The sequence below is a fragment of the Providencia sp. PROV032 genome (genome assembly GCF_028484875.1).
Taxonomy (GTDB): Bacteria; Pseudomonadota; Gammaproteobacteria; order Enterobacterales; family Enterobacteriaceae; genus Providencia; species Providencia rettgeri_E.
In genome coordinates this window covers 12,927-38,947 of record NZ_JAMPSX010000021.1, presented here as the reverse complement: position 1 = coordinate 38,947, position 26,021 = coordinate 12,927, and the positions used below count along the sequence as shown (strand labels likewise).

The 26,021-nt window shown below is 43.2% G+C and carries 23 protein-coding genes; 6 read left to right on the top strand and 17 right to left on the bottom strand.

From position 1 onward, the window contains the following. The first annotated feature begins 6 nt into the window (after positions 1-6). On the top strand, positions 7-1,257 hold the full coding sequence (locus PSF42_RS14645; RefSeq protein WP_272680274.1) for an ATP-grasp domain-containing protein: 1,251 nt from the start codon (positions 7-9) through the stop codon (positions 1,255-1,257). A 446-nt stretch (positions 1,258-1,703) separates the two neighbouring features. Here the strand turns inward: PSF42_RS14645 and paaK are convergent, their stop codons facing one another. The 11 genes from paaK to paaA all read right to left on the bottom strand — a co-directional run bounded on the left by paaK (position 1,704) and on the right by paaA (position 11,505). After that, positions 1,704-3,014, bottom strand: a complete 1,311-nt coding sequence (gene paaK / locus PSF42_RS14640) for a phenylacetate--CoA ligase PaaK (RefSeq protein ID WP_094960845.1) — start codon at positions 3,012-3,014, stop codon at positions 1,704-1,706. Positions 3,015-3,127: 113 nt separating this feature from the next. Next, positions 3,128-4,330, bottom strand: coding sequence for a 3-oxoadipyl-CoA thiolase (pcaF, locus tag PSF42_RS14635; RefSeq protein WP_272680273.1), 1,203 nt, complete (start codon positions 4,328-4,330; stop codon positions 3,128-3,130). Further along, positions 4,327-4,767: a hydroxyphenylacetyl-CoA thioesterase PaaI gene (paaI, locus tag PSF42_RS14630; protein WP_004262926.1), complete on the bottom strand. Its 441-nt coding sequence runs from the start codon at positions 4,765-4,767 to the stop codon at positions 4,327-4,329. Before paaI ends, pcaF begins: the two co-directional genes overlap by 4 nt. Further along, positions 4,764-6,314, bottom strand: coding sequence for a 3-hydroxyacyl-CoA dehydrogenase (locus PSF42_RS14625; protein ID WP_272680272.1), 1,551 nt, complete (start codon positions 6,312-6,314; stop codon positions 4,764-4,766). Before PSF42_RS14625 ends, paaI begins: the two co-directional genes overlap by 4 nt. Positions 6,315-6,316: 2 nt before the next feature. Then, positions 6,317-7,111: a 2-(1,2-epoxy-1,2-dihydrophenyl)acetyl-CoA isomerase PaaG gene (paaG, locus tag PSF42_RS14620; protein ID WP_272680271.1), complete on the bottom strand. Its 795-nt coding sequence runs from the start codon at positions 7,109-7,111 to the stop codon at positions 6,317-6,319. A 2-nt stretch (positions 7,112-7,113) separates the two neighbouring features. Further along, positions 7,114-7,887: a 2,3-dehydroadipyl-CoA hydratase PaaF gene (paaF, locus tag PSF42_RS14615; protein ID WP_125891779.1), complete on the bottom strand. Its 774-nt coding sequence runs from the start codon at positions 7,885-7,887 to the stop codon at positions 7,114-7,116. A gap of 8 nt (positions 7,888-7,895) precedes the next feature. Further along, positions 7,896-8,954, bottom strand: coding sequence for a 1,2-phenylacetyl-CoA epoxidase subunit PaaE (gene paaE / locus PSF42_RS14610; protein ID WP_272680270.1), 1,059 nt, complete (start codon positions 8,952-8,954; stop codon positions 7,896-7,898). A gap of 10 nt (positions 8,955-8,964) precedes the next feature. Next, complete coding sequence (gene paaD, locus PSF42_RS14605; RefSeq protein WP_102138796.1) at positions 8,965-9,474, bottom strand: 1,2-phenylacetyl-CoA epoxidase subunit PaaD; 510 nt, start codon at positions 9,472-9,474, stop codon at positions 8,965-8,967. 4 nt (positions 9,475-9,478) lie between these two features. Further along, positions 9,479-10,237 (bottom strand): 1,2-phenylacetyl-CoA epoxidase subunit PaaC, encoded by a 759-nt coding sequence (gene paaC, locus PSF42_RS14600; protein WP_125891776.1) that lies wholly within the window; start codon positions 10,235-10,237, stop codon positions 9,479-9,481. 10 nt (positions 10,238-10,247) lie between these two features. Next, a complete protein-coding gene (gene paaB / locus PSF42_RS14595) occupies positions 10,248-10,535 on the bottom strand; it encodes a 1,2-phenylacetyl-CoA epoxidase subunit PaaB (protein ID WP_125891775.1) in 288 nt (95 codons plus the stop codon). A 31-nt stretch (positions 10,536-10,566) separates the two neighbouring features. Then, a complete protein-coding gene (gene paaA / locus PSF42_RS14590; protein ID WP_125891774.1) occupies positions 10,567-11,505 on the bottom strand; it encodes a 1,2-phenylacetyl-CoA epoxidase subunit PaaA in 939 nt (312 codons plus the stop codon). 324 nt (positions 11,506-11,829) lie between these two features. Here paaA and paaZ point away from each other — a divergent pair, with 324 nt between their 5' ends. Continuing rightward, entirely contained in the window at positions 11,830-13,893 is a 2,064-nt protein-coding gene (gene paaZ / locus PSF42_RS14585) for a phenylacetic acid degradation bifunctional protein PaaZ (protein ID WP_125891773.1), read from the top strand. 148 nt (positions 13,894-14,041) lie between these two features. On the opposite strand, the gene PSF42_RS14580 is transcribed toward paaZ, so the two are convergent. The 3 genes from PSF42_RS14580 to proP form a co-directional block, all read right to left on the bottom strand. Continuing rightward, the gene (locus tag PSF42_RS14580) at positions 14,042-14,353 is read right to left on the bottom strand and encodes a monooxygenase (RefSeq protein ID WP_213913520.1); all 312 of its coding nucleotides are present in this window, start codon (positions 14,351-14,353) and stop codon (positions 14,042-14,044) included. A gap of 79 nt (positions 14,354-14,432) precedes the next feature. Then, positions 14,433-15,875 (bottom strand): deoxyribodipyrimidine photo-lyase, encoded by a 1,443-nt coding sequence (gene phrB, locus PSF42_RS14575; protein WP_272680269.1) that lies wholly within the window; start codon positions 15,873-15,875, stop codon positions 14,433-14,435. Positions 15,876-15,943: 68 nt separating this feature from the next. Continuing rightward, positions 15,944-17,446, bottom strand: coding sequence for a glycine betaine/L-proline transporter ProP (proP, locus tag PSF42_RS14570; RefSeq protein WP_125891770.1), 1,503 nt, complete (start codon positions 17,444-17,446; stop codon positions 15,944-15,946). Positions 17,447-18,267: 821 nt separating this feature from the next. Here proP and poxB point away from each other — a divergent pair. Then, positions 18,268-19,992 (top strand): ubiquinone-dependent pyruvate dehydrogenase, encoded by a 1,725-nt coding sequence (gene poxB / locus PSF42_RS14565; RefSeq protein ID WP_125891769.1) that lies wholly within the window; start codon positions 18,268-18,270, stop codon positions 19,990-19,992. A gap of 57 nt (positions 19,993-20,049) precedes the next feature. Here the strand turns inward: poxB and PSF42_RS14560 are convergent, their stop codons facing one another. Next, positions 20,050-20,949, bottom strand: a complete 900-nt coding sequence (locus PSF42_RS14560; protein WP_125891768.1) for a DNA-3-methyladenine glycosylase family protein — start codon at positions 20,947-20,949, stop codon at positions 20,050-20,052. Between the two features lie 151 nt (positions 20,950-21,100). On the opposite strand from PSF42_RS14560, the gene PSF42_RS14555 reads away from it, so the two are divergent. Genes PSF42_RS14555 through PSF42_RS14545 form a run of 3 tightly spaced genes read left to right on the top strand, consistent with a single transcriptional unit; the run spans position 21,101 to position 22,550 of the window. Continuing rightward, on the top strand, positions 21,101-21,613 hold the full coding sequence (locus PSF42_RS14555) for a DUF2569 domain-containing protein (RefSeq protein WP_213913523.1): 513 nt from the start codon (positions 21,101-21,103) through the stop codon (positions 21,611-21,613). Between the two features lie 40 nt (positions 21,614-21,653). Further along, positions 21,654-22,010, top strand: a complete 357-nt coding sequence (locus tag PSF42_RS14550) for a DUF488 domain-containing protein (protein WP_125891845.1) — start codon at positions 21,654-21,656, stop codon at positions 22,008-22,010. Between the two features lie 15 nt (positions 22,011-22,025). Beyond that, entirely contained in the window at positions 22,026-22,550 is a 525-nt protein-coding gene (locus PSF42_RS14545; protein WP_213913524.1) for a DUF2569 family protein, read from the top strand. Positions 22,551-22,592: 42 nt separating this feature from the next. On the opposite strand, the gene PSF42_RS14540 is transcribed toward PSF42_RS14545, so the two are convergent. Both PSF42_RS14540 and glpD read right to left on the bottom strand, forming a co-directional pair. Next, entirely contained in the window at positions 22,593-24,164 is a 1,572-nt protein-coding gene (locus PSF42_RS14540; protein ID WP_213913525.1) for an ATP-binding cassette domain-containing protein, read from the bottom strand. A gap of 336 nt (positions 24,165-24,500) precedes the next feature. Further along, entirely contained in the window at positions 24,501-26,006 is a 1,506-nt protein-coding gene (gene glpD / locus PSF42_RS14535; RefSeq protein ID WP_248467392.1) for a glycerol-3-phosphate dehydrogenase, read from the bottom strand. Positions 26,007-26,021: the final 15 nt, after the last annotated feature.

Sequence of the window (26,021 nt, the reverse complement as noted above, 5' to 3'; positions counted from 1 at the left end):
AATTCAATGAGCAATAAATGTGTATTGATTGTAGACCCATTTTCCAGTGGAGCAATTTTTGTTGGGCGAGTTAAAAAATACTTTGGTTATGATGTGATTGCATTAATAACTAATAATGAGCTTCCAGCTATAATATTGAATTCATTCAAGGAAGAGGAATATTCATTCGTTTTTTATTCCTCCTATCATGATGATGCTGCACGCCAAATAGAATTATATTTAGGTCGAGCCCCTGATTTTATAGTATGCGGTTCTGAGCCTGGTGTACTTATTTTTGATCAATTAAGTAACAGGTGGAACTTATTACCTAATATATTTAAGCTTAGCCAAACTAGACGAGATAAGTATTTGATGCAAAATCAACTAAAGCTTGATGGAATACGTTACATTCCACACTACAGAGCCAGGAAATTAATAAATATGCTGGCATGGTGCGATGAGAATAATTTTTCTGAATATGTTGTAAAACCAATTTACTCTTTTGGAACTGATGGTGTTTTTTTCTGTAAAAATAAAAAAGAAGTTGAGAAAGCATTTAATTTGTTAATTAATACGTATGACTATTCTGGTAATAAAAATAATGAATTATTAATTCAACAAAAAATAGAGGGTATTGAATATGTAGTGGATGCTGTAACAAGTAACGGAGTTCACTTTATTGTTAATATATTCAGATATATAAAGCAAGAGGTGCAAGGTATACCGATTTATCATCAGATGGTAACGGAACCAATAGAAGAACATCTTGAATTGGTAAATTATACAAAGTCTATACTCACGTCTCTTGGTATATGTAATGGTACATCACATAATGAAATAATACTGTCTTCTGAGGGGCCTGTATTAGTTGAATCAGGAGCAAGAATGCATGGAGGGTTAGGGCCAGCCATTGTCGAACGATGTAACACTCACTCTTTGATTGACCTTAGCTTAATTGTTCGGATTGACCCTGCTAAATTCATAGAGAAAACACGTATACCACCTACATTACATTGCTATGGAATAGAGTATTTTCTTAGTTCAACTAATTCAGGGTATGTAAAAGAAATAAATATAGAAGATCTTTGTGAACCCTTAGAAAGTTATGGTTTAACTGTTTGTAAATTAAAGACTAAGGACTATTTAGATAAAACGGTTGATTTGATTACTTCCTACGGAAGAATAGTTTTTTTTAATAACGATCGTGAGATTTTATCATCTGATGTTAAAACTGTTGTTGATTTAGAGAAAACTGGGAAATTAATTACTTTTATGTAGTTAATGAAAACGTCTTGCAATGGGAACAGCGGAACTAATGTAATATGCTCTTCTTAAAGAGTAATATACAACCAGATGATCTAACGCTTTGATAAATTTTGCTATGTTTTCGTAACTAAAGTCACTGTCTGACTGTTTGTAGAGATGATTGAGTCATTTCCCTCATCATGCTCTTCCTCGTGTTTCTTGAAGTCCGGCAATAAGCGGCTTTTGTAAGCCCAGTTTGAACAACTGATGTTCACTAAGTCGTGAAATATCTTTCATAGCTTTTCCTCATTCGGTTTTTTTTAGTCCATCGCGGAGTCTCTTGCCCACGAAAAAAGACTCTCAGTAATTAGTTGTCCAGCCCCTAGGAAGGACTTCACTTCCATTACCTGTTTTGAACACTTTCTCAGAGATTAAGGCATATCAGAGTAGTTCATTCCAATATGCCTTAATAATTTGAATTAAATCGCAATTCTAGTATCAATTACTCGTTCTGCTTTGCCTTGAGAACGGGGGATGTCGCCGCAATTTACAATACTAATACGGGTGCTAATGCCCACCATCGATTTGATTCGGTGCTTTAAATGGTGGCAGATATTACAGCGTTCATCATAAGTGAGCTGTTCAGGGTGTTTAAGTTCAACACGGACAGATAAATTGTCCATATTGCCTTGGCGACCAATCTCTAATTGGTAATGAGGAGAAAGCTCCTTAAATTGCATGATTTGTTCTTCAATCTGAGAAGGGAACACATTCACGCCGCGAATAATCATCATGTCATCCGAACGACCGGTGATTTTACCAATTCGACGCATATTGCGGTTGACCCCCTGCATGAGGTGGGTGAGGTCGCGAGTTCGATAACGAATAACAGGCATAGCTTCTTTTGTCAGGGTAGTAAACACTAACTCACCATGCTCACCTGCCCCCAGTGTTTTTAAGGTGTTGGGGGAAATAATTTCTGGGTAAAAATGGTCTTCCCAGATAGTTGGGCCGCTCTCACCTGAGTCGGCACACTCCATAGCGACACCAGGCCCCATGACTTCAGATAAACCGTAAATGTCTAATGCTTTGATACCAAGACGAGTTTCAATTTCTGTTCTGAGGGATTCAGTCCAAGGTTCAGCGCCAAAGACACCTAATCTAAGTGAGCACTTACTAGCATCTCCGCCCATGATTTTCTCAAGCTCATCAATAATACTTAAGCAGTAAGAGGGCGTTACCATGATCACATCGGGTTTGAAATCCGCGATTAGTTGCGCTTGTTTTTCAGTTTGCCCACCAGACATAGGAATAACGGCGGCGCCTAGGCGCTCCGCACCATAGTGGGCCCCTAGGCCTCCGGTGAATAAACCATAGCCGTAAGCAACATGGACTTTATCGCCTCGGACAGTGCCCGCAGAGCGTAAACTACGTGCGATCAGGTCAGCCCAGTTATCGATATCTCGTTGAGTGTAACCCACTACTGTTGGTCGGCCAGTGGTGCCGGAAGAGGCGTGAATACGGATGATTTGGTCCATTGGCACCGCAAAGGTGCTAAATGGGTAGTTTTCACGTAAATCCTGTTTGGTGGTGTAAGGGAACTTTTCGATATCGCTAAGTTGTTTGAAATCGTCAGGGTGTACACCTGCGTCATCGAATTTTTTACGATACATGGGCACATTTTCATAGGCGTGAGTGAGTGTCCACTTCATTCGAGAATACTGTAAAGACTCGATCTCATCCCGTGATGCGAATTCAATTGGGTCGATGCTATCTTGTATATTGCTCATAATTGCCTGTCCTCATAATTATTATGGTACCCGTTCGCTGTGATCGCGTTATGGGTATAAGCCTGAGCAGGTGTAGGGTTTTCAGGCTGTTTTTATTTGTAGTAAGACGTTGTTCAGACTCGTTCAATAATCATTGCTATGCCTTGGCCAACACCGATACACATGGTGCATAATGCATAACGACCTTGTTTGCGGTGCAGCTCATTGATAGCAGCAATAACAAGCCTTGCTCCACTCATTCCAAGTGGATGGCCTAGCGAAATTGCCCCCCCGTTAGGGTTAACGTGTGAGGCGTCATCAGGTAAACCAAGCCCTCGTAAAACGGCAAGTGCTTGTGCGGCAAAGGCTTCGTTTAATTCAATCACATCCATTTGTTCGATGGTGAGTCCTGCCATTTTTAATACTTTTTGCGAGGCTGGCAGTGGGCCGATGCCCATCAACCTTGGTTCGACTCCACAAGTGGCTGTCGCGATGATACGAGCCCGTGGTGTTAACCCTTGCTGCTTGGCAATAGTGTCGGATGCGATAATCAGTGCGGCAGCCCCGTCATTAACACCGGAGGCATTACCCGCTGTTACCGTTCCGTTATCGCGAAATGGGGTTTTTAGTTTCTGTAGTTGTTCAAACGTCGTTTCTGCTCTTGGGTGTTCGTCTTCGCTGACGACGTATTCATTTTTACGTTGTTTGACCGTAACGGGGATGATTTCTTGCGCAAAAATGCCGTTAACTTTGGCAGTTTCGGTGCGTTGTTGGCTGCGTAATGCAAAAGCATCTTGGTCTTCACGGCTAATGTTGTAGGTTTCAGCCACATTTTCCGCAGTTTCTGGCATTGAATCTGTGGAAAACTGTTGTTCCATTAGTGGGTTGATAAACCGCCAGCCAATAGTGGTATCAAACACTTGTGCTTGGCGTGAGAATGCGGACTCTTGTTTGCCCATGACAAACGGTGCGCGGCTCATGGACTCGACGCCTCCGGCAATCATCAGCCCAGATTCCCCCGCTTTGATACTTCTTGCCGCTAACGCAATGGCATCAAGCCCAGAGCCGCATAGGCGGTTAATGGTGGTTCCAGAAACGGAAACAGGGAGCCCGGATAACAGCCCAGCCATACGTGCCACATTACGGTTGTCTTCCCCTGCTTGGTTTGCGCAACCAAAAATAATGTCGTCAGTTAATGACCAATCAAGTTGCGGGTGTCTTTCCATTAATGCTTTTAATGGGATAGTGGCAAGGTCGTCAGGACGTAATGGTGATAAAGCGCCCCCATAGCGGCCAATTGGAGTGCGAACGCCATCGCAAATAAACGCATCAATCATGATTGTTCTCCTGTTAAACGATGACCTAACCGATGAGAACGACCGTGGAACAGCGCGAGTGTTTTGCCATCTTGGTTAGTTATCTCGACTTCATATAAGCCGTTACGTTTACCTTGGTGTTTCATCGTGGCAGTGGCAGTGAGTAAGTCACCTTCAAAACCGGGACGGATAAAATCAATGGAACACATAGAGGCAACAGCAGCATGCCCTTGGCTATTACAGGCGTAGGCAAACGCAGTGTCGGCGAGGCTAAATAATTGCCCGCCGTGGCAGGTTTTATGGCCGTTAAGCATTTGTGCTGTGATAGGCATTTTTAATTGCGCAAAGCCTTCTTCGACTTTTTCAATGGACATACCCATAGCTTTTGCACATGCATCATCACGGTACATAATGTGAGCTGATTGCTGGGCCAGCGTGTCGTTTGGCAGTGAAATCATGATATCTCCTTGAAAGTTAAAGATTGATAACCTGCGGCTAATTGCCTTAACAGCGGATTTGGCCGATAACGGTTGTCCCCATAAAACTGAGCCAAATTTTCAAGTACTGACAGCACGCGTTGCCAGCCTAGCTGCATACCCCAAGCGAGGGGGCCTTTGGGATAATTCACCCCAAAACACATGGCATTATCGGTATCTAAGGCTGTTGCTATCCCCTTATTGACGATATCTAACGCTTCATTGCATAACATCGCGACCGTTCTCATGGTTAACAGCGCTGGGTAGTCTGGCAATACAATCACGTGTTTACCTAATGATTGAAAAAACGCGATAGCTTGCTGGTTTTGTTGCGCACTGTTTTGTGCTGCACAGCTTAACGTGATGGTTGTTGCGGCAAGGTAATTTGCCGATAAGTCAAAATGCACGACGGCTTGTTTCTGCATTTGCGCATGTGATGATGCCAATTCACCATTTGTTAACATAATAATAACGTCATTAACAATAAGTGTCGGGGATTGTTCGGAATGTTGTGTTAATCCTTCGAGAGAGATCCCATTTTCAGTTAAAAGCTGCGCAAACTCAGGAAATATCTGCCAATCGCCACAAACTGTTATATTTTGAGGTTGGTCAAGGTGGATTTTTTCTACAACGGAGGGTAAAGGTTGAGGTTTATTATCATCATAATGATAAAACCCTTGCTTCGATTTACGGCCTAAATGACCTGCTTGGACTAATTCCAATTGCATTAATGAGGTTTGAAAGCGTGGGTCATAGCCGAAGGCCTGAAATACGGATTCGGTGACAGCATAGTTCACATCATGGCCAATTAAATCTGTTAGTTGTAGTGGTCCCATGGCGAACCCCCCAGCGTCACGTATGGCGCTGTCTAATGTGGCAGGTGTGCCAACTTGTTCTTCAAGTGCGCGTAATGTTTCAGCGTAGAATGGCCTGGCGACACGATTAACAATAAAACCAGGTGTTGAGCGACAAACGACAGGGACTTTACCAAATGATAGCGTCAATTCTTGTAGCTGTTTTATTACTGAATCTGATGTTTCTAGCCCACGGATCACTTCAACCAATTTCATTACGGGCGCTGGGTTAAAAAAGTGTAATCCGGCAAGACGCTCTGGATGCGTGAGTTGTCTACCGATTGCGGTAATTGATAAAGACGAAGTGTTACTAGCGAAAATGGTTTTTTCACTACAAATACCTTCAAGTTCACCGAAGATGGCTTGTTTTATTTCAAGTTTTTCAGCAATAGCTTCTATTACCAATTGTGCGTCCGACAGTGCCGAGAGACTTTTTGCCACCGCAATGTTTGCGATAATCGCCTCTGTGGCCTCGGGTTTGACTTTCCCTTGCGCAACACGTTTGCGTAAACGTTGGGTCATCGTTGATAAACTACGGCTTAAGACGTCTTGGTTCACATCAAACAGCAAGACGGATAAACCCGCCGTTGCTGCCACTTGCGCTATACCAATCCCCATGGTTCCAGCGCCAATTACCGCGACGGTGTTGATGGTTGAATTCAAAGGTAAGGTCATGATTATCTTCCTTTAAACTGTGGTTCACGTTTATTTAAAAAAGCATTGACCCCTTCGCGATAATCTTCACTTCGTCCACCAAGGCGCTGTAAATCGCGCTCAAGGTTGAGTTGCTCATCGAGAGTATTGGTTGCCGCGGCATAAATGGCCTTTTTGATAAGTCCTAAACCATAAGTGGGCTGGGTTGCAAGGTGTTGTGCGAGCTGTTGAGTGGTACTGATGAGCTCTTCATTCTCAGTGACTTGCCAAATCATTCCCCACTGTAATGCTTGCTCAGCACTTATTTTATCGCCTAATAATGCCATCCCCATTGCCCGCGCATGGCCCGCTAATTGAGGTAAAAACCAGCTTCCCCCTGAGTCAGGAACCAAGCCAAGGCGGCAAAAAGATTGAATAAAACTGGCACTTTTTGCTGCGATAACAATATCGCCAGTGAGTGCAATGGCGGCGCCTGCACCTGCGGCAACACCATTAACTGCGCAAATAATCGGTTTCGGTAATGCAGTTAGACGACGGATCAAGGGGTTATAGTAAGTTTCAACGGAAAACCCAAGATCGGGTGCTTCACTGCCCACGCTCACATTGCGATCATTCAGATCTTGCCCCGCACAAAATCCACGGCCTGCGCCAGTGATCACTAAACAGCGTACAGTTTCATCGCGTTCTGCTATTTTGATCGCTTCACTGAGCTGGCGATGCATTTCGTCATTAAAGCTATTCAGCCTATCAGGGCGGTTAAGAGTGACGGTGAGAACCCCATTTTCTAACGTAGTGAGGATCATTGCTTCATTGGTCATGATTATTGTCCTGTAAACTGAGGTTTTCGTTTTTCGAAGAATGCCTCGATCCCTTCACGTCGATCGTTCGTCCCCGCTAAAGTCACAAAATATTGGCGCTCAAGCTGTAACCCTTCGGCAAGGTGGTTTTCTTGAGAATGCACCAGTGAGGCTTTTGCCGCTTGTACCGCTAAAGGGGCATGCATCGCGATACGCTCTGCCAGCTTTTGGGCGCGTTCTAGCACTAACTTATCCACACAAATTTCACTGATTAGCCCTGCTTGTAGCGCATGTTTTGCTGTGATCGGTTCACCTGTTAGTACCATTTGCATGGCGAGAGATTTACCGACTGTGCGGATTAAACGCTGTGTTCCTCCCGCGCCTGGCATTAAACCCAGAGTAATTTCGGGTAATCCGAAGCGAGCAGACTCACCGGCAATAATGATGTCGCTGGCGAGTAATAATTCAAAACCTGCACCCAGTGCATAACCATTTGCAGCACTAATGATGGGCTTTGATATCATCGATAACCTGCGCCAAACTTGGGGGCGTTTGTCGGTGATCGCACTAGCAACGGTTTGCTGCTGTAGTTCTTTAAGGTCGGCGCCAGCCGCGAAAAAACGCGGATTTCCGGTGATCACGATCGCACCGATCTCATCATTTATTTGTGCTTGTTCGAGGTGCTGAACCAGCAACTCTAAGCAGGCGGTGCTCAGCGCGTTGCGCACTTCAGGGCGGTTCAACGTGAGTGTGAGAACGCGGTTATGTTGTTGTGACAAAATCCAGTGGTTTTCCATTGCAGCTCCTACACATCAAAGTCTAGAACAACACCATCGCCTTTTGGCCACGCTTGGCAGCTAAGGATGTACCCCGCAGCGATTTGGTCGGGCTCAAGACTGTAATTGACCCCCATTTCCACTTCACCAGAGCGCAATTTACATTTGCAGGTTGCGCAAACGCCCCCTTTACAGGCGTAGGGTAAATCTGCGCCTTGACGTAATGCGGCATCCAAAATGCTGTCGTCTTGGCTATCCATAGCGATGTTCATGGTTCTGCCGTCTAGGTGAATACTGACTTGGCGTGTTTCGCTAGTTATGGCGGTTGCGGGTTTGAATTTGGCGCCTGAAGTGTTGAAACGCTCGGTGTGAACATATTCTTTTGGCATGCCATAACCGACTAAAGTGTCATGCACTTCATCCATCATGCTGTCGGGCCCACAAATAAACGCTCGGTCAAATTGTTTAAAATTCAATAAGGTTTTGCCTAACGCATTGAGCTGCTGTTGGCTGATTCTGCCGCTGAGTAGTTCGCTATCTTGTTGTTCTTGGCTAAATAAATAGAGAATTTGAAAGCGTGTAGAAAAACGGTTTTTCAGATCAGCAATGCTCTCTTTAAACATCACGGAGCGGCTATTGCGGTTACCATAAATCAACACAAAACTGCTTTTAGGTTCAGTTTGTAATGTGGCCTTAATGATGGAAAGCAATGGGGTGATCCCAGAACCAGCTGCGACGGCAAGGTAGTGTGCGTGGGTATCTGCCTCTGGTTGGTAGCCAAATTGCCCTTGCGGAACCATCACATCAAGGCTATCGCCAACTTGTAGTTCTTGGTTAACGAAATTAGAAAAACGTCCCTCGTAAATGGCTTTTACTCCAATTTTTAGCGTGTTTTCATCCGGTGAGCTGCAAATGGAATAACAGCGACGCAGGTTTTCGCCATTAATAGAGGCCTTTAATGTGAGATGTTGCCCTGGGCGGTAATGATATTGCTCTCGTAATGCATCTGGTACGTTAAAAGTAATGGCGACAGCTTCAGGGGTGTCACGCTCAATGGCAGCAATACTTAAACGATGAAATACAGTCATATGGGTGCCCCTAAATACATTTAAAGTAATCAAACGGTTCTAAGCATTCAGTGCATCGATACAATGCCTTACATGCAGTGGAACCAAATTCACTAATTTTTTCGGTCTGCTCGCTGTCACAACGTGGGCAACGAACCGCACCTTTGTGTTCTGGGTGTTCGCAGGACGTACCTTGTGGTGGTGCGATACCGAATTCACGTAGGCGCCTTTTCGCATCCTGATTCATCCAATCTGTTGTCCAAGCCGGGGTTAACAGAATTTCGATGTCGATGTTTGGAAAACCGGCATTACCTAGAACAGTTTTGATTTCATTGATTAAAAATTCAGTTGCTGGGCAACCTGAGTAGGTAGGTGTAAAAATAACTTTCCAACCCTGAGCCGCAGGTAGCACATTGCGGATCATGCCGAGATCAGTAATAGAGAGTGCGGGTAGCTCAGGATCGGGTATTTGGTGAAGCTGTTGCCAGATCTGGTGAACCTGGGGCGATTGAAGCTCACGATATTGCAGTCTCTGTTCCATAACATCACCACTGGCTGTTCGGGTAAGCGCGTTGCACAAACTGCAATTGCGTTAATAACAAGCCCAAGTGCTCAGTGTGGCTGCCTTGCTTGCCGCCTAAGCGATACGCTTTTTTCTCTGGCACAGTGAGGGTCGCTTCCGTGAATGTTTCGTTAATGGTGTTTAACCATGCGGCTTGTAAAGAACGTGGGTCAACAGCGATACCTGCTTCGCTGAGTGCAATTTCAATTTCATCAGCATGGAAAAGCTCACCGGTAAAGCGCCATAGCGCATTCACTGAACGTTGGATCCGTTGATGGCTTTCTTCACTGCCATCCCCTAAGCGGATCATCCACCCACGGCTAAAGCGCAAGTGATAAACGGCTTCTTTGAGGGATTTTTCCGCAATTGCTGACAATTGTTCATCACTGCTATGAATTAAGGCTTCATATAATGGAACATGATAAGCATCCATAAAGAATTGGCGCACTAGAGTGTCATCAAAGCCATTGTTGGGTTGCTCAACCAGTAATAAATTGCTGAACTCCCGTTCATCACGCAAAAAAGCAAGGGTATCTTCATCACATTCAGCCCCTTTTAGTTGCGCGGCATAGCTTAAAAAGTGACGCGACTGCCCTAGCAAATCTAAGCCGATATTCGATAGCGCTAGGTCAATTTCGAGCTCAGGGGCGTGGCCGCACCATTCGCACAGACGCTGCGCTAAAATTAAGGGACTATCGCCAAGGCGCAATGTGTAATGGTGGAGCCGTTCTTGTTGGTTCATGGCAAGCTCCTTACATGTTTTTGATGCCATCAGGGATGGTATAGAAGGTTGGATGACGATAGACCTTGGTGTCCGCTGGGTCGAAGAACGTACTTTTATCTTCGGGCTGTGAGGCGATTAAATGCGTGGCCTTTACCACCCAAATTGAGCAGCCTTCACTACGCCTTGTATATACATCGCGGGCATTTTCTAGCGCCATTTGGTCATCAGCAGCATGTAAACTGCCGACATGACGATGGGCAAGCCCTTGCTTACTCCGAACAAAAACTTCATATAAAGGCCAATCTTGATTGCTCATGGTGTTTTCCTTTTCGTAAAATGGTCAGTGATTAAGCCGCAGATTTAACGGATTTCTGTTTGCGGCTATGTGCCATTGCACCTTCACGTACCCATGCGCCGTCTTCCCACCCTTTGCGCTTTGCGCTGAGGCGTTCGTGATTACAAATACCATTGCCTTTGATGACTTGGTAAAACTCTTCCCAGTCGATTTCACCGAAACGGTAATGGCCAAGTTCTTCATCCCAAACCAGCTCAGGATCAGGGATCGTCATACCTAACGCTTCCACTTGCGGAACGGTGTTATCAACAAACTTTTGCCGTAGCTCATCATTACTGAAGCGTTTGATTTTCCAAGCCATGCTTTGAGCGCTGTGTGGGGAGTCCGAATCATTCGGACCGAACATCGTGAGCACGGGCCACCAAAAGCGGTTTATCGCATCTTGCAGCATCGCTTTTTGTTCATCGGTGCCTTCTGCGAGCGCCATCACTGCTTCATAGCCCTGACGTTGGTGGAAACTTTCTTCTTTACAGATTTTCACCATCGCTCTGGCGTAGGGGCCATATGAGGCGCGACATAGCGCGACTTGGTTCACAATGGCGGCACCATCGACTAGCCAGCCAATAACGCCAATATCAGCCCAACTTAACGTGGGGTAATTGAAAATGGAGGAGTACTTCATTTTTTCATCAAGTAACTTTTGATAGATATCTTGACGGGAGCAACCGAGGGTTTCGGCGGCGCTATATAGATATAAACCGTGGCCTGCTTCATCTTGAATTTTAGCCAGTAAAATCGCTTTACGGCGGAGTGTCGGGGCGCGTGTTAGCCAATTTGCTTCTGGCAGCATACCGACGACTTCTGAATGGGCATGTTGGCCTATTTGACGGATAAGGTTCTGCCGATACGCATCGGGCATCCAATCCTTGGGCTCGATGGAAATATCGGCTTCGATTTTGGCTTCGAAGTTAGCCTGATTTTGCTCGCTCATTGATCTTTTCCATTAAGTGATTCGATTGTTATTATCTTTTCGGTAATAGTGAATCATATTCATTTAACATCAATGCTAGGAATTGTTAACAAAAAGATCAATATTCATTAACCCTATTTTGCGAGTGGCTTCACAATCAATAAATTAAATTCAAATGAAAACAATGAGTTGGTGTTGATTGTTTTTGTGTGGTTTTTATGGGTGTGGGTATTTAAGACAAAGTTGTTCTTAATTTGTTAAATTTAAATTGGCGTCTATGCTTATTTTTATGATACATATTTGTTATCTGATTTTAATTGGTGTTTTTTATTTCTGGAGAGGAATATGCAGCATTTAACAAGTTATATTATGGGGAAATGGGTGCAAGGTGAGGGCGAAGGGCGAAAAATTCATCATGCACTAACGAATGAAACCTTATATACGGTGACGACTGAAGGGTTGCCGTTAGCAGAAAGCTTACAGTATGGCCGCCAAGTGGGGGGCGAAATATTGTCAGCGATGACATTCCAGCAACGCGGGCAGATGCTTAAGGCACTCGCAAAATATCTACTGGAACATAAAGCGCAGTTATATGCGATTTCGGCACAAACTGGCGCAACCAAAGCGGATAGCTGGGTAGATATCGAAGGGGGAATTGCTACACTGTTTTCTTATTCGGGTCTCGCTAACCGTGAGCTGCCAGATGACACGATTTGGCCAGAAGAGGAAATGATCCCGTTATCGAAACAAGGGCAATTTATTGGCCATCATATTTTAACGTCTCGCCGTGGCGTTGCCCTGCACATTAATGCATTTAACTTCCCGTGTTGGGGAATGTTAGAAAAATTGGCACCCACATGGCTTGCTGGCATGCCAGCCATCATCAAACCAGCAACTGCCTCAGCACAGTTAACACAGGCGATGGTGAAATTGATGGTGGACAGCGGCTTGGTACCTGATGGTGCTATCCAACTGGTTTGCGGTGGTGTTGGCGATATGTTTGAACACCTTGATTTTGAAGATGTAGTGACTTTTACAGGGTCGGCAAATACAGGGCAAAAACTGAAATTGCACCCACGTATCATTGCTAAATCAGTGCCTTTTACAATGGAAGCGGATTCACTGAACTGTGCAATTTTAGGCGATGACGTCCAGCCAGAACAGCCTGAATTTGCGTTATTTATTAAAGAAGTCGTTCGTGAAATGACCGCCAAAGCGGGGCAGAAGTGTACCGCTATCCGTCGCATCATTGTGCCGCAAAACCAGCTCGAAAATGTGAAGCAGGCATTATTGAAACGCTTATCCGCTACAACAGTGGGTGACCCTGCGGTTGAAGGGGTCAGAATGGGGGCGTTGATTAACTTAGAACAGCGCCAAGACGTACAAGAGAAAGTAAATTATTTACGTGATCATGGCTGTGATGTCTTATGTGGTGGGCAATTCGAGAAGCTTGATGTGATTGGTGCAGATAGCCAACACGGGGCTTTTTATCCACCTACGTTGTTGTATTGTGCAGAGCCTTTTAAATCTACAGCAGTACATGAAATCGAGGCTTTTGGTCCAGTCGCCACGTTAATGAGCTATGAGAATATCGAACAGGCGGTGCAATTGGCGATTTTAGGTGGTGGGAGCCTTGCGGGGACGTTAGTCACTGCGGATACACAAGTCGCGCAAACGGTCATTCGTGCGAGTGCGCGAGCTCATGGGCGGATGCTAATTTTAAATGAAGCATCAGCCGTGGAGTCCACTGGCCACGGTTCACCGCTTCCGCTACTGGTACACGGTGGCCCAGGGCGTGCGGGTGGTGGTGAGGAGCTAGGTGGCTTGCGAGCAGTCAAACACTATATGCAGCGTACTGCCATCCAAGGTAGCCCTTCGATGCTAACGGCAATTACCAAACAATGGATCCGAGGTGCAGATACCATCGCTGATGTGGTTCATCCATTCCGTAAACATTTTGAAGACTTAGTGATTGGCGACACGTTACTGACCGCAAGGCGTACCGTTACAGAGGCTGATATTGCTAATTTTGCCTGTCTCAGCGGTGATAATTTTTATGTTCATGTTGATAAAATTGGCGCAGCACAGTCGCTATTTGGTGAACGGATTGCGCACGGCTATTTTGTCGTTTCAGCCGCTGCGGGGTTATTTGTCGATGCAGGGGTTGGGCCTGTGATCGCCAATTATGGGATGGAAAGCTTGCGCTTTATTGAACCTGTGAAAATTGGTGACACCATACAAGTTCGCCTAACGTGCAAGAAAAAGATCAAGAAAACGCAGAAACTTGCTGAAGACAAACCTAATGGCGTTGTTGAATGGGATGTGCAAGTGTTTAATCAGGACGATACCGTTGTGGCGTTGTACAGTATTTTAACGCTGGTGGAGCGTCGTGTAGGTGATTTTCACTAGTCATTATACGGTATGAATTAATTGTCGAGCTAATAGGTGCTTTTTCAATCATTTTCTGTTGTGATGAGGTAAAAAGTCATTTTGCTGTACAAGCCAATGGCTTATTTACCTCAGATGTGGTTATGTGAATTTCAACGTCAGTAAGCGGTTAGTTGGTAATAAACTGCGCTTGGTTCAATTGGCTAAGCGCGGTATTGACCGCAAAAATTTCACCACGTACTTCAGGGATACCGAAAGATTTCAGGCGTGCGCTGTGTTTTTGTAGATATGCTTTGGCATCGGCTTCAGAGGTAAACAAATAAACGCCTCCGGCTTTTTGAGTTTGTTGGTTTTCTGTCCAAATTTTCCACACAAAACCAGGTTCTTGGTTGATTGAATTGGCTAATTCATCCATTGCCACGGTCATTTCTGCGCCCCAAGGCCCTTGATACGGGAAATCAACTTGTAAAATAACGCTCATATCTGCTCCTTATGATTGAAGCGCTATAGTAATTCTTAAAGCAAATAATAACTTTGCTATTTATCGTATTTTAAACGATTTATTGCTTCAAACTATTACGCTTACCCGCTTCAAATGCCGCTAGAGTGGCGAGACGGGCTTGTTTATGGTCAACAATCGGTTCTGGATAATTAATCGGTGTGCTGCTGAGCACCGCCCATTCATGGGGTGTATGAATATACTTATCGGGAACTTGCTGTAATTCGGGTAACCAATGGCGAATAAAAGTCCCTTGCACATCAAACTTTTTCCCTTGAGTGGTTGGGTTAAAGATACGAAACCAAGGGGAGGCGTCAACGCCAGTAGAGGCTGACCACTGCCAACCGCCGTTATTTGCGGCTAAACTGCCATCAAGGAGTTGGCTCATAAAGTATTTTTCACCTTTGCGCCAATCAATCAGTAAGTCTTTGACTAAAAAGCTAGCCACAATCATACGTAGACGGTTATGCATCCAACCTGTTGTATTCAGTTGGCGCATAGCGGCATCCACAATTGGGTAACCCGTTTGTCCCGTTTTCCATGCGGCAAAATCGGTTGAAGAATCATTCCAGTGAATGTGTTGTGTCCATTGAATAAATGGCTGATGGCGACATAGGCGTGGGAACGCCACTAAAAGATGCGAATAAAATTCACGCCAAATTAACTCATTTAACCAAGTGAATGCCCCGCTATCTGGGTAATCCAACACTTGGGGATTTTCTGCTTGTAATCGGTTGAAGCATTGGCGAGGGGACAGCACCCCCACTGCGAGGTAAGGTGATAATTGGCTGGTACCATCAATAGAAGGAATATCTCTATCGTTTTTATAACCGGCGACTTTCTGGGAACAAAACTGCCTGAGTCGCGTTAAAGCAGATTTTTCACCAGCAGGAAATTGTGGTGAGTCTTCAATGGGCTGATGCGGAAATAACGGTAAAGTTTTATCAATGTTGATGGCGAAAGCTCGTTTTTCTGGGGCACGCAGTGAACGACAATCTGTCACGGTAAGTTGGGTGATGAAAGCTCGGCGAAAAGGGGTATAGACTTGATACATCTCCCCTTTTTGATTCGTGACGGAACCCGGGGGAAGTAATAAGTAATCGTCAAAAGCATGGATATGCAACCCATGAGGTTGATTGATTAACCATTCATCCCGTTGTTTTTCGTTCCACTCGTATTGCCGATTAAAAAACAAGGCATCAGCCTGTTGCGTCTTTGCGTAATCGAGTACCCATTGTGCCGCATCGGCAAAATTCGCCTCAGTTTGACAAACCAGTGGAATACCAAGCTCAGCGAGTGAATTTTGCAGTTCAACGAGGTTTTGGTGAATAAAGGAGATTTGTCGCTCAGCCATATCATGTTGTTGCCATTGCTCAGGGGTGGCAGTAAATAGGGCGATGACTTGCGCATCTGGATCTGCGCAGGCGGAGGAAAGTGCTTTGTTATCAGTGACCCGTAGGTCATTGCGAAACCAGATAAGATGACAAACTTGTTTGGCTGCCATCGCCTCCCTCCTCGGTTAACATTTTTGTTGAAGTCAAAACAAAGGGCCGGTAAACGGCCCTATTATGTTTAATCTAATTTAGGATGCTGATTGATTAAGGATTGGCGTTTTTTCTCAAGTTCAGCAATTTGTTCGTCAATATCTTCAACTTTTTGTTCAATATTGTCAAAGTGCTCGCTAAGAATTTCTTTTGCCTCGGCTTTATCTGATGCCGCAGGTGTTGCGCCCCGCAATGGTTTATTTGCCGTTTCTGGCATTCTGATACCCGTATATAAGCCAATTAAAGCAATCACGATTAAGTAATAAGCTGGCATATATAAGTCAGTGGTTGATTCGACCAACCATGCCGCAACAGTCGGTGTCGCACCGGCAATTAATACTGAAATATTAAAGGCAATCGCTAATGCACTGTAACGAATGTGCGTTGGGAAAATCGCGGGTAAAATGGAAGCCATAACCCCAGTAAAGCAGTTCAACAGCACCGCTAAAATTAATAAACCTAGGAAAATTAAGCCAACAGAACCACTGTTGATTAACATAAATGCAGGGTATGCCAATAAAATCAGACCGACACTACCGGTAATAACAAATGGGCGGCGACCAATTTTATCACTAGTTAAACCGATAATCGGTTGAACAAATAACATACCAATCATAATAGCAATAATAATTAGCACACCATGGTCAGTAGAGTAATTTAGGTTGTGTGATAAGTAACTTGGCATGTAGGTCAGCAACATATAGTAAGTCACGTTGGTTGCGATAACCAAGCCAACACAAATCATCAAGCTTTTCCAATACTTAGTCGCCACTTCACGCACTGAGATTTTGGGTGGGTTTTGAATATTGGCTTTATCTTGTTTTTCTAACGATTCAACATGTTGTTGGAACGCTGGGGTTTCTTCCAGTGAATGACGTAGATATAACCCGATGACCCCTAACGGTAATGCTAAGAAGAACGGAATTCTCCAGCCCCAATCATGGAAGTTGGCTTCCCCAACGATACTAGAAATTAGTACTACGACACCCGCACCTAAAACGAAACCGGCGATAGAGCCAAAGTCTAACCAGCTTCCCATAAAGCCACGTTTACGGTCTGGTGAATATTCTGCAACGAAGATAGCTGCGCCAGAATACTCCCCACCTACAGAGAAACCTTGAGCTAGCTTAGCAATTAATAACAGAATAGGTGCCCAGATACCAATGCTTTCATATGATGGGATCAAACCAATACAGAAGGTACTGACTGCCATGATGATAATTGTCATCGAAAGGACTTTTTGACGGCCGTATTTATCACCTAAGATACCAAAAACGACCCCACCTAATGGCCTAACTAAGAAAGGCACGGAGAAAGTGGCTAATGCGGCAATCATCTGTACGCTCGGTGATGCGTCCGGAAAGAAAACCTGACCTAGAACATAGGCTAAGAAACCGTATACCCCAAAATCAAACCATTCCATCGCATTACCCAGCGAAGCCGCGGTAATTGCTTTTTTGAGTTTACCGTCATCAATAATAGTAATATCACTAATATTTAACGGCTTTTCTTTTTTCTTCTTGAATCTCATGAAACCATCCTCTTATTTTAATTTCAATAATCGAAACAACAGCACTTAAGATATGGGTTTTCATACATCAGAAAATATAAAACCTTATTATTTAGAATAGACGTTGTTTACGCAATAGATAAGTTTTTAGTGTTTTTATGTAGCGCTGAAATAACAGGCTAAAATAGATATGTAATGGGTAGAATAATGAGAATGTCTGTCTTTTAAATACAGCAAAAAAGTCACCTTGAGTTAAAAAATACAGTGCTAATACTACATTAATATCGAGCAAATGTAAAATGTAGGTGCTTTATACTGATTCATACGCGTTATTGGGATTTTATATTGGCAATATAACGATTGAATTTAATACTTGAAAAAATAGAACCTTGGGGATGAATTAGGTGAATATAAATTGTTTTAAATCAATTTAGTATATATTTTTTGGTGAATTTTAGTCTGTCATAAATATATAAGGTTATTGATTTAATATGGTGGAAACAATGGTGTGACTGTAATGAATAATATACGCAGATAACCACATCTTTTTATGATGCTCTTGTTTTGCTTAAGTTATTAATAACTCGCCTATTTATTTATCTTGTTGCTATCCTCTTCTTTTGATAATAACGGTGGATTGTGCTGTTCTGTTTTATATTTAATTTGATGAGTAGGAATGAGGAATTTACTTAGTTACAATCAATCTATTATCGATATTGGGTTTGATATACGCGAGTATGACAAGATTCTACTTTGAATGTTGTTATATTTCTAAAAGTACCTTTCATATTTTGAGCTGCAAGATATCAAGGGTATCACATCCGACTTAAAAGAGTGCCATTATGAAAAAACAGAGTGTTGCATCCTATATTGCAAAAGTACTTGATAATGCAGGTGTTAAACGTATTTGGGGCGTTACAGGAGACTCGTTGAATGGCTTAACCGACAGCTTGCGTCGTCAAGGCGCGATTGAGTGGTTAGGAACCCGCCATGAGGAAGTTGCTGCTTTTGCTGCCGGTTCAGAAGCTCAGTTAACCGGCAATTTAGCTGTCTGTGCGGGCTCTTGTGGACCCGGAAATATGCACCTTATCAATGGGTTGTATGATTGTCACCGTAATCGAGTACCCGTATTAGCAATTGCAGCTCATATCCCATCCAGTGAAATTGGTAGTAACTATTTCCAAGAAACCCATCCAACTGAATTATTCCGTGAGTGCAGCCATTATTGTGAAATGGTCTCTAACCCAGAACAAATTCCACAAGTTCTCGGTATTGCTATGCGTAAAGCGATCCTGAATAAAGGGGTATCAGTTGTTGTGATTCCGGGTGATATTGCGCTGAAAGATGCGCCAGAGTCAGCGAAAGAGACATGGTATCAGCCGCAAGCGCCACTGATTATGCCTCAGCGAAGTGAAATCGAAAAACTCGCCGAACTGCTGAATCAGTCTAAGAATATCACGCTATTCTGTGGTAATGGCTGCGCAGGTGCCCATGATGAAGTGGTTAAGCTAGCAGAAACCCTAAAAGCGCCGGTAGTACACGCGTTACGTGGTAAAGAACATATTGAATGGGATAACCCATACAGCGTCGGAATGACAGGTTTAATTGGTTTTTCATCAGGTTACCACGCAATGATGAACGCAGATACAGTTGTTTTGTTAGGAACACAATTTCCATACCGTCCTTTCTACCCAAGTGAGGCTAAAATCATTCAGGTTGATATCAATGCTGGCAGCTTGGGCTCCCATTGCCATATTGATATGGGGCTGATTGGGGATATTAAAGCGACATTGGATGCATTACAGCCACATTTACAGGCTAAGCAGGATACAAAACACCTTGACGGCGCTTTAAAACATTATGCAGAGGCTCGAAAAGGGTTAGATGATCTCGCTAAACCGGGTCATGAAGGATTAATACATCCTCAGTATCTTGCAACAAAAATTAGTGAATTAGCTGCGGATGATGCGATTTTCACTTGTGACGTTGGAACCCCGACAGTATGGGCTGCACGCTACTTGAAAATGAACGGTAAACGCCGTTTAATTGGCTCTTTTAACCATGGGTCAATGGCGAATGCGATGCCACAAGCTATTGGTGCGCAGGCCGTTGATAAAAAACGTCAAGTGGTTGCCATGTGCGGTGATGGCGGTTTCAGTATGCTAATGGGGGATTTTATCTCTCTTTCTCAAATGCAATTGCCAGTAAAAATTATCATTCATAACAATGGCGTGCTTGGTTTTGTGGCCATGGAAATGAAAGTGGCAGGTTTCTTGACCGCTGGGACTGATTTACATAACCCTAACTTTGCAGCGATTGCGAATGCTGCGGGTATCAAAGGGATCCGTGTTGAAAAAAGTGAAGACCTAGACGGCGCATTAAAAGAAGCGTTTGCCCATGATGGACCTGTGGTCGTTGATGTCTTGACCGCCAAACAAGAGCTGTCTATGCCGCCAGAAATTGCAGCGCAAGAAGCGAAAGGTTTTAGTCTGTATATGTTAAAAGCGATTATGAGTGGTCGCGGTGATGAAGTCGTTCAATTAGTGAAAACGAATTGGCTACGTTAAGTTATTCTTGTGAATAGCTGGAAAGCCCAATTCAGATGGATTGGGCTTTTTTATTCATCAATATCCTGCGGCTGATTGACTACGCCACAAATGGGCGGCAACCAATGCACGCCATGGGGTAAATTGTTCCAACCATTTTTCTGTTTCTTTGGCGCTGGGTTGTTCTGGTTTATCGAGCAATGTTTGCAAATTACGTCTTACCGCCACATCTCCATGTAAAGAGCCATCCAAATAATTAAATCCTCGGAGTAAAGCATAGCTTACCGTCCAAGGGCCAATTCCTTTAATTTGTAATAATTGTTCAGTTATTTGATTTGCATTGGCGTGAGTGACGAGCCGTGATAAATCAATTTTTTGATTTTCAATGGCTTCACAAAGAGCTCTGAGGGCGATAATTTTACCCTTCGAAAAACCTGTTTGGCGCAGCGTTTCGTCATCAACTGACCTGACCTGTGGCGTATCGGGAAAACACCAAATACCCGAAGTATGTTGGATCCCCACGGCTTGGATAAATCGCCGACGAATGGCAATAGCTGCATGAACACTGATTTGTTGGCCAATAATAGCCCAAACTAACGCTTCAAATGCACTAGCCGATTGATAAATCCTCAATCCTCTTTGTTTTTCAATGAGCTGTCCAAGTATTGGAGTTTCAAGGTAGCATTTTTCGAACTCATCAATATTTTGTTTCAAACCAAGTACATGTTGTGCCAGCGTTAGTAAATCTTGCTCATTGATAATGATAGATGGAGAGTCAATCGCTAATGAAATCGTTGCTTGTTGTTTTTTAAGCTCCAATGTCATTTTTGTTGCATGTTGTTGCCATATTATACCTTTATGTAATGTATTTTCTTCCACTATTTCCGCAACATTGTGTTGATCTCTCAGATGAAAGGCAAAAAAATCACTGTAAAGGTAATTTGTTGGGAGTGCTAGCTGTGCGGTGAATACTGGCATAATGATGGCCTTGTCAGATTGTTCTTTATTAGCAATATTATTGTGAATTAGCACATTGATCGACTCATTTTTTACTGAATAGGTATGCTATCTTATATAGGGTTATTAATTTTGTACTGATGTTATTTATCCATAGAATAAGGAAGTGTAAATGAAAACTGAGGATCACAGTTCATCTCATGGCACTTCGGTACCATTACCGCAACCAAGGAAAGAATTAAAAGGCATTGGTGGATGGCTTATTTTTCCTATGTTAGGGATAATATTGTCCTTGATTATTTTGCCTTTTTCTATTTATGAGCAAAATACTCAAGTGATTGAATATTGGGTTGAATTAACAGACCCACAATCAAGTTCATTTATTCCATTATTTAAAGAACTAATCTATTTTGAGGTTTTAGGTAACATTATTTTATATGCGACCTTACTTTTCCTCAGTTATGTCTTTTTTACAACGAAAAAGCTCACAATTAAAATTTATATTTTTTTCCAGATCTTTTCTTTAGTTTTAACGGTTACGGATATTATACTCGCAAGTGTCTTATTAGATTTAGAGGTTGAGACCTCCGATATCAAAGATATTTTTCGGGCTCTCATTGCCTGTGCAATTTGGATACCGTATTTTTTAGTTTCAAGGCGTGTCAAAAATACCTTTGTAAATTAACAAATAAAATTCTGTGGTTTATTAATTGGGTAGGTAAATGATGATTAAATGCAAACGAGTTTATGACCCAGTCGATGATAACGACGGTTATCGCGTACTTATTGATAGACTGTGGCCAAGAGGAATAAAAAAAACTGATTTACAACACGACTCTTGGAATAAAGACGTTGCACCTTCTAATGAACTACGAAAATGGTTTCATCAGCACACGGATCAGTTTGCACAATTTATTGAGCGGTACCAGCAGGAACTTAATAGCACAGCAGCTTGGCAGGTACTGGTTGCTCAGGCAAAACAAGGTGATTTAACACTGTTATACAGTGCTAAAAATACAGAATATAATCAGGCCGTTGTACTCAAAGCATTTCTTGAAGATAAAATGCAAAGTAAAAAGTAAATAAAGGTTATTGGAATGGATATTCAGCAATCAACCCCGCAAACAGAGTCTGCAATAATATCATCGGTGGCTCAACAAGTGGCTAAAAAACCGTTACAAGGGATCGGTGGATGGTTAATTTTACCGGTTATTGGTCTGTTTTATATGTTGTACAAAACGGTCACGATGCTATTGCAAGAAATCTCGCAAGTACAAACTGCATGGCCATTGGCAACTGAAGCGGATTCTGATTTTTATATTTCAGGCTTTGCGACAGGTTTTTACCTCTTGCAACTCGGTTATGGTGTTTTAATTGCTCTATTTCTTTGGACGTTTATCGCTGCGGTTAAATGGAAAAAACAGGCGAAGTGGCTGTTTATCACCACCATGGTACTATTTACTTTAATGGTATTAGTTGCTCGTTTTGTGTTCCCATATATATTTGGTTTGGAAATTAACTACTCAAATATTATTACCGCTATAAATGGCAGCTTCTATTGTGTGTTATGGATCCCCTACTTTTTAGCTTCTCATCGCGTTAAAAATACGTTTATCCATTAAAGCGGATGGCCACACCTAATTTGGTAGTGGCCTAGTAGACAGTTATTTATCAGAAAGATTTAGCGTATGGGTTATATTGCAGTTTGCAATAAAGGCGTCATCGTGAGAAACCAGTAAGAGTGTTCCTTGGTAGTCCTGCAATAGCGCTTCAAGTAGTTGTTTTGAATCCAAGTCTAAATGGTTATCCGGTTCATCGAGTAATAAAATAGCAGGTGGGTTTGGGCTATGTGTGAGTGCCAATAGTGTTGCTTTTAGCTGCTCACCACCACTGAGCTGTTGTAGTGGCAGTAATGATTTATCTCCTCGTATTCGCAGCATACCTAATTGCGTGCGCCACTGCTCTACGGTAAACAAGGGCTGGTATTGATGAAGTGCTTCAGCGACAGGTAATGTTTTATCGAGTAAGTTGAGGTGCTGGTCTAAATAGCAAAATGTACCACTGAGGCGGCACTCTCCTGAATCTGATGGCAATAGGCCAGCAAGCACCTTCAGTAGGGTTGATTTACCACAACCATTACGCCCTTGAATATGCCAATGTTCTCCACTGTATATGGTGAATGAAAGTGGTGATGAATAACCGTAGGGCAAATGCAAATCAGAAGCAAAAATGGTGACTTTACTCCCTTCGTTTTGATAGTTAATCGTCATTTTTTGTGGTTTGATATGGCGGACTTTCTCTTGGTTTTCCTGTTGTTGATTTTGTAGGTTATCCATAACCCGTTGGTGCCGTTCTGCGACATTTGATTGCCTTTTTTCTGCACGGTTCTTTTGCATATCAAGTAGCAGTAAGGATTGCGACCCACCATAGCGAATTTTTTCCCCCTGTTTCTTGCGTTGAGCGGCTTTTTGTAATGTGGCCTGTTGCTGCTTTTTCTCTTGGTGAATACGTTTTTCTAAGCGCTCACTTTGTGCATCAATTGCGGCAATTTCCAAGTTTTTTTGGGTATCGTATAACGCATAATTCCCCCCATACTCGTGTAACCCTTTTTCTGTTAATTCAAAAATAGTATCCATTTCGCCTAACAGGGTTCTATTGTGAGAAATAACGAGGCAGCCAGCTCGGTGATCTGTGAGTTTTTGGCTGAGCCACTGCCGGCTTTGTGTATCTAAATGGTTATCCGGTTCATCGAGTAGCAAAAAGTGATCTTGATGAAGAAATGCACGACAAAGCGCGAGGCGGGTACGTTCACCACCACTTAAATGGGAGATAGGTGCTTCCATTGAGATAGCGAGCCCCGCAGAGTCCAATAGACTTTGCCATTGGGAAGGTAAATGCCATTTATCTTCTGTGAGCTCAAAATCTGCCAAAGAACCATTTCCTGCCTCAATGCGTAAGAATGCATGATAAAGCTCATTGATGCCTAAGGCATCGATGAGAGTGTCTCCTGTGAGTCGGGTTAATTGACCGACATAGATAGAGGGGAGATCCCAATGTACATTTCCTTTCGTAGGGGCTAATTGGCCAGCAAGAATACGCATCAAAACGGATTTTCCTTTGCCATTATGACCAATTAAGGCATTTTTTTGGCATGATAGCGTCCCGTTTAGCGGTGGAAAAAGGGCGGTTTGGTTAAATTCAATATTGAGCTGTGAAAAGTGACAAGCAATCGTCATATGTACCTCCAAAATAATGAGGACAGACAACGTCGTTGACTTATCAAGAAGTGTCGATGAAAGCGTTTGCCTGCCAGGAACAGAAAAATGAATACCAAAAGGGTATTGGAAAATATTTTCTGGCAGTGCTTAGTTCATCGTGAGGCGTACCTGTGAAGTTGGGTGAGAGGTAAATTCGCATACATTATAAACAGGCGTAATTGATTTGTACAACTTATCGTGATTGGGTCTTTTCTGAAATTCTTGGCAACGATTTAAAATAAAAAAAGCCAGTCAAACAGTGATGACTGGCTTTTTCCATTAACAACGAGATTTTATAACAACGAGATTTTACGATTATACAGAGGTATTCTCTGACAACCCATTTTTTGCTAACCATTGAGCAATGCGCTGCTTTTCTTCTTCATTCAGCCACATACCCAATTTAGTGCGACGCCAAATAGCATCATCCAACTCTGTTACCCACTCATGTTTGACTAAGTAACGTAACTCCGCTTCGTAGACATTCGCAGAGAATGCTTCACCAAGGTCGCTGAGTGAATTCGCGCCTTCAAGGATCAATTTACTGTTGCTACCGTAAGTTCTGGCAAAACGTAGCGCTAAGCCTTCAGGAAGCCATTGATAATGTTGACGTAATACACGTGCATAACCATCACGGTCACAACCTTCGATATCACCACCCGGTAACTGACCATTTTTGGTCCATGGGGTGCCTGCATTTGGATAATATGCTGCTAATTTAGTAACAGCAGCTTCTGCTAATTTACGGTAAGTTGTTAATTTTCCACCAAATACCGACAGCAATGGCGCTTGGCCTTGGTCATCGTGAATATCCAATGTGTAATCACGAGTAATGGCTTGTGGGGAGTCTGATTCATCGTCGCACAGTGGGCGAACACCTGAGTAGTCCCAAACAATATCACTCACGGTTAACTGTTTTTTGAAGTGGTCGTTATACACTTTCAGTAAATAGTTAACTTCGTTCTCATCAATTTTGACGTCTTTCGGATCGCCTTTATATTCTACGTCAGTGGTGCCGATGATAGAAAATTCATCCATCCACGGGATAACAAATACAATACGGTTATCTTCATTTTGTAAGATATACGCTTGTGGTTCATCATGTGCACGTGGAACGACAATGTGGCTACCCTTGATTAAGCGAATACCGTAAGGTGATTTTAATTTCAGGCCATCATCAAAGAACTCTTTTACCCAAGGCCCAGTGGCATTAACTAGCCCTTTCGCTTTCCATGTATGGGTTTCACCCGTACGTAAGTCCTGAGCTTCAACAACCCATAAGCCATTTTCACGGTAGGCACGAGTCACTTTTGTGCGAGTACGAACCTCACCATTCTTACGTACCACTTCTTGAGCGTTTAATACAACTAAACGCGCATCATCAACCCAACAGTCAGAATATTCAAAACCTTTCGTTAATTCAGGTTTGAGTACGGAATTTTGGTTAAACTTCAGACTCTTGCTGCTTGGTAAGCTGACGCGTTTGCCTAAATGGTCATATAAGAATAGGCCAATACGGATCATCCAAGCTGGACGTAAATGAGGCTGATGCGGTAAGCGGAAGCGCATTGGGAAGGCAATATGTGGTGCTAATCGTAATAGCACTTCACGTTCAGCCAACGCTTCGCTGACTAATCTAAATTCATAATGTTCTAAGTAACGTAAGCCACCATGAATGAGTTTAGAACTCGCAGATGAAGTGGCACTTGCTAAGTCTTGAGCTTCGAGCAGTAATACCGATAATCCACGACCTGCAGCATCTGCTGCAATTCCAGCGCCGTTGATCCCGCCGCCGATGACAATCAAGTCTTTAGTTTCCATGCATCCCCCTGAGAT

Excerpts from the sequence above, each read along its gene's own strand:
- PSF42_RS14645 (WP_272680274.1), top strand. The coding sequence starts at position 7 with ATGAGCAATAAATGTGTATTGATTGTAGACCCATTTTCCAGTGGAGCA.
- paaK (WP_094960845.1), bottom strand. The coding sequence starts at position 3,014 with ATGAGCAATATACAAGATAGCATCGACCCAATTGAATTCGCATCACGG.
- pcaF (WP_272680273.1), bottom strand. The coding sequence starts at position 4,330 with ATGATTGATGCGTTTATTTGCGATGGCGTTCGCACTCCAATTGGCCGC.
- paaI (WP_004262926.1), bottom strand. The coding sequence starts at position 4,767 with ATGATTTCACTGCCAAACGACACGCTGGCCCAGCAATCAGCTCACATT.
- PSF42_RS14625 (WP_272680272.1), bottom strand. The coding sequence starts at position 6,314 with ATGACCTTACCTTTGAATTCAACCATCAACACCGTCGCGGTAATTGGC.
- paaG (WP_272680271.1), bottom strand. The coding sequence starts at position 7,111 with ATGACCAATGAAGCAATGATCCTCACTACGTTAGAAAATGGGGTTCTC.
- paaF (WP_125891779.1), bottom strand. The coding sequence starts at position 7,887 with ATGGAAAACCACTGGATTTTGTCACAACAACATAACCGCGTTCTCACA.
- paaE (WP_272680270.1), bottom strand. The coding sequence starts at position 8,954 with ATGACTGTATTTCATCGTTTAAGTATTGCTGCCATTGAGCGTGACACC.
- paaD (WP_102138796.1), bottom strand. The coding sequence starts at position 9,474 with ATGGAACAGAGACTGCAATATCGTGAGCTTCAATCGCCCCAGGTTCAC.
- paaC (WP_125891776.1), bottom strand. The coding sequence starts at position 10,237 with ATGAACCAACAAGAACGGCTCCACCATTACACATTGCGCCTTGGCGAT.
- paaB (WP_125891775.1), bottom strand. The coding sequence starts at position 10,535 with ATGAGCAATCAAGATTGGCCTTTATATGAAGTTTTTGTTCGGAGTAAG.
- paaA (WP_125891774.1), bottom strand. The coding sequence starts at position 11,505 with ATGAGCGAGCAAAATCAGGCTAACTTCGAAGCCAAAATCGAAGCCGAT.
- paaZ (WP_125891773.1), top strand. The coding sequence starts at position 11,830 with ATGCAGCATTTAACAAGTTATATTATGGGGAAATGGGTGCAAGGTGAG.
- PSF42_RS14580 (WP_213913520.1), bottom strand. The coding sequence starts at position 14,353 with ATGAGCGTTATTTTACAAGTTGATTTCCCGTATCAAGGGCCTTGGGGC.
- phrB (WP_272680269.1), bottom strand. The coding sequence starts at position 15,875 with ATGGCAGCCAAACAAGTTTGTCATCTTATCTGGTTTCGCAATGACCTA.
- proP (WP_125891770.1), bottom strand. The coding sequence starts at position 17,446 with ATGAGATTCAAGAAGAAAAAAGAAAAGCCGTTAAATATTAGTGATATT.
- poxB (WP_125891769.1), top strand. The coding sequence starts at position 18,268 with ATGAAAAAACAGAGTGTTGCATCCTATATTGCAAAAGTACTTGATAAT.
- PSF42_RS14560 (WP_125891768.1), bottom strand. The coding sequence starts at position 20,949 with ATGCCAGTATTCACCGCACAGCTAGCACTCCCAACAAATTACCTTTAC.
- PSF42_RS14555 (WP_213913523.1), top strand. The coding sequence starts at position 21,101 with ATGAAAACTGAGGATCACAGTTCATCTCATGGCACTTCGGTACCATTA.
- PSF42_RS14550 (WP_125891845.1), top strand. The coding sequence starts at position 21,654 with ATGATTAAATGCAAACGAGTTTATGACCCAGTCGATGATAACGACGGT.
- PSF42_RS14545 (WP_213913524.1), top strand. The coding sequence starts at position 22,026 with ATGGATATTCAGCAATCAACCCCGCAAACAGAGTCTGCAATAATATCA.
- PSF42_RS14540 (WP_213913525.1), bottom strand. The coding sequence starts at position 24,164 with ATGACGATTGCTTGTCACTTTTCACAGCTCAATATTGAATTTAACCAA.
- glpD (WP_248467392.1), bottom strand. The coding sequence starts at position 26,006 with ATGGAAACTAAAGACTTGATTGTCATCGGCGGCGGGATCAACGGCGCT.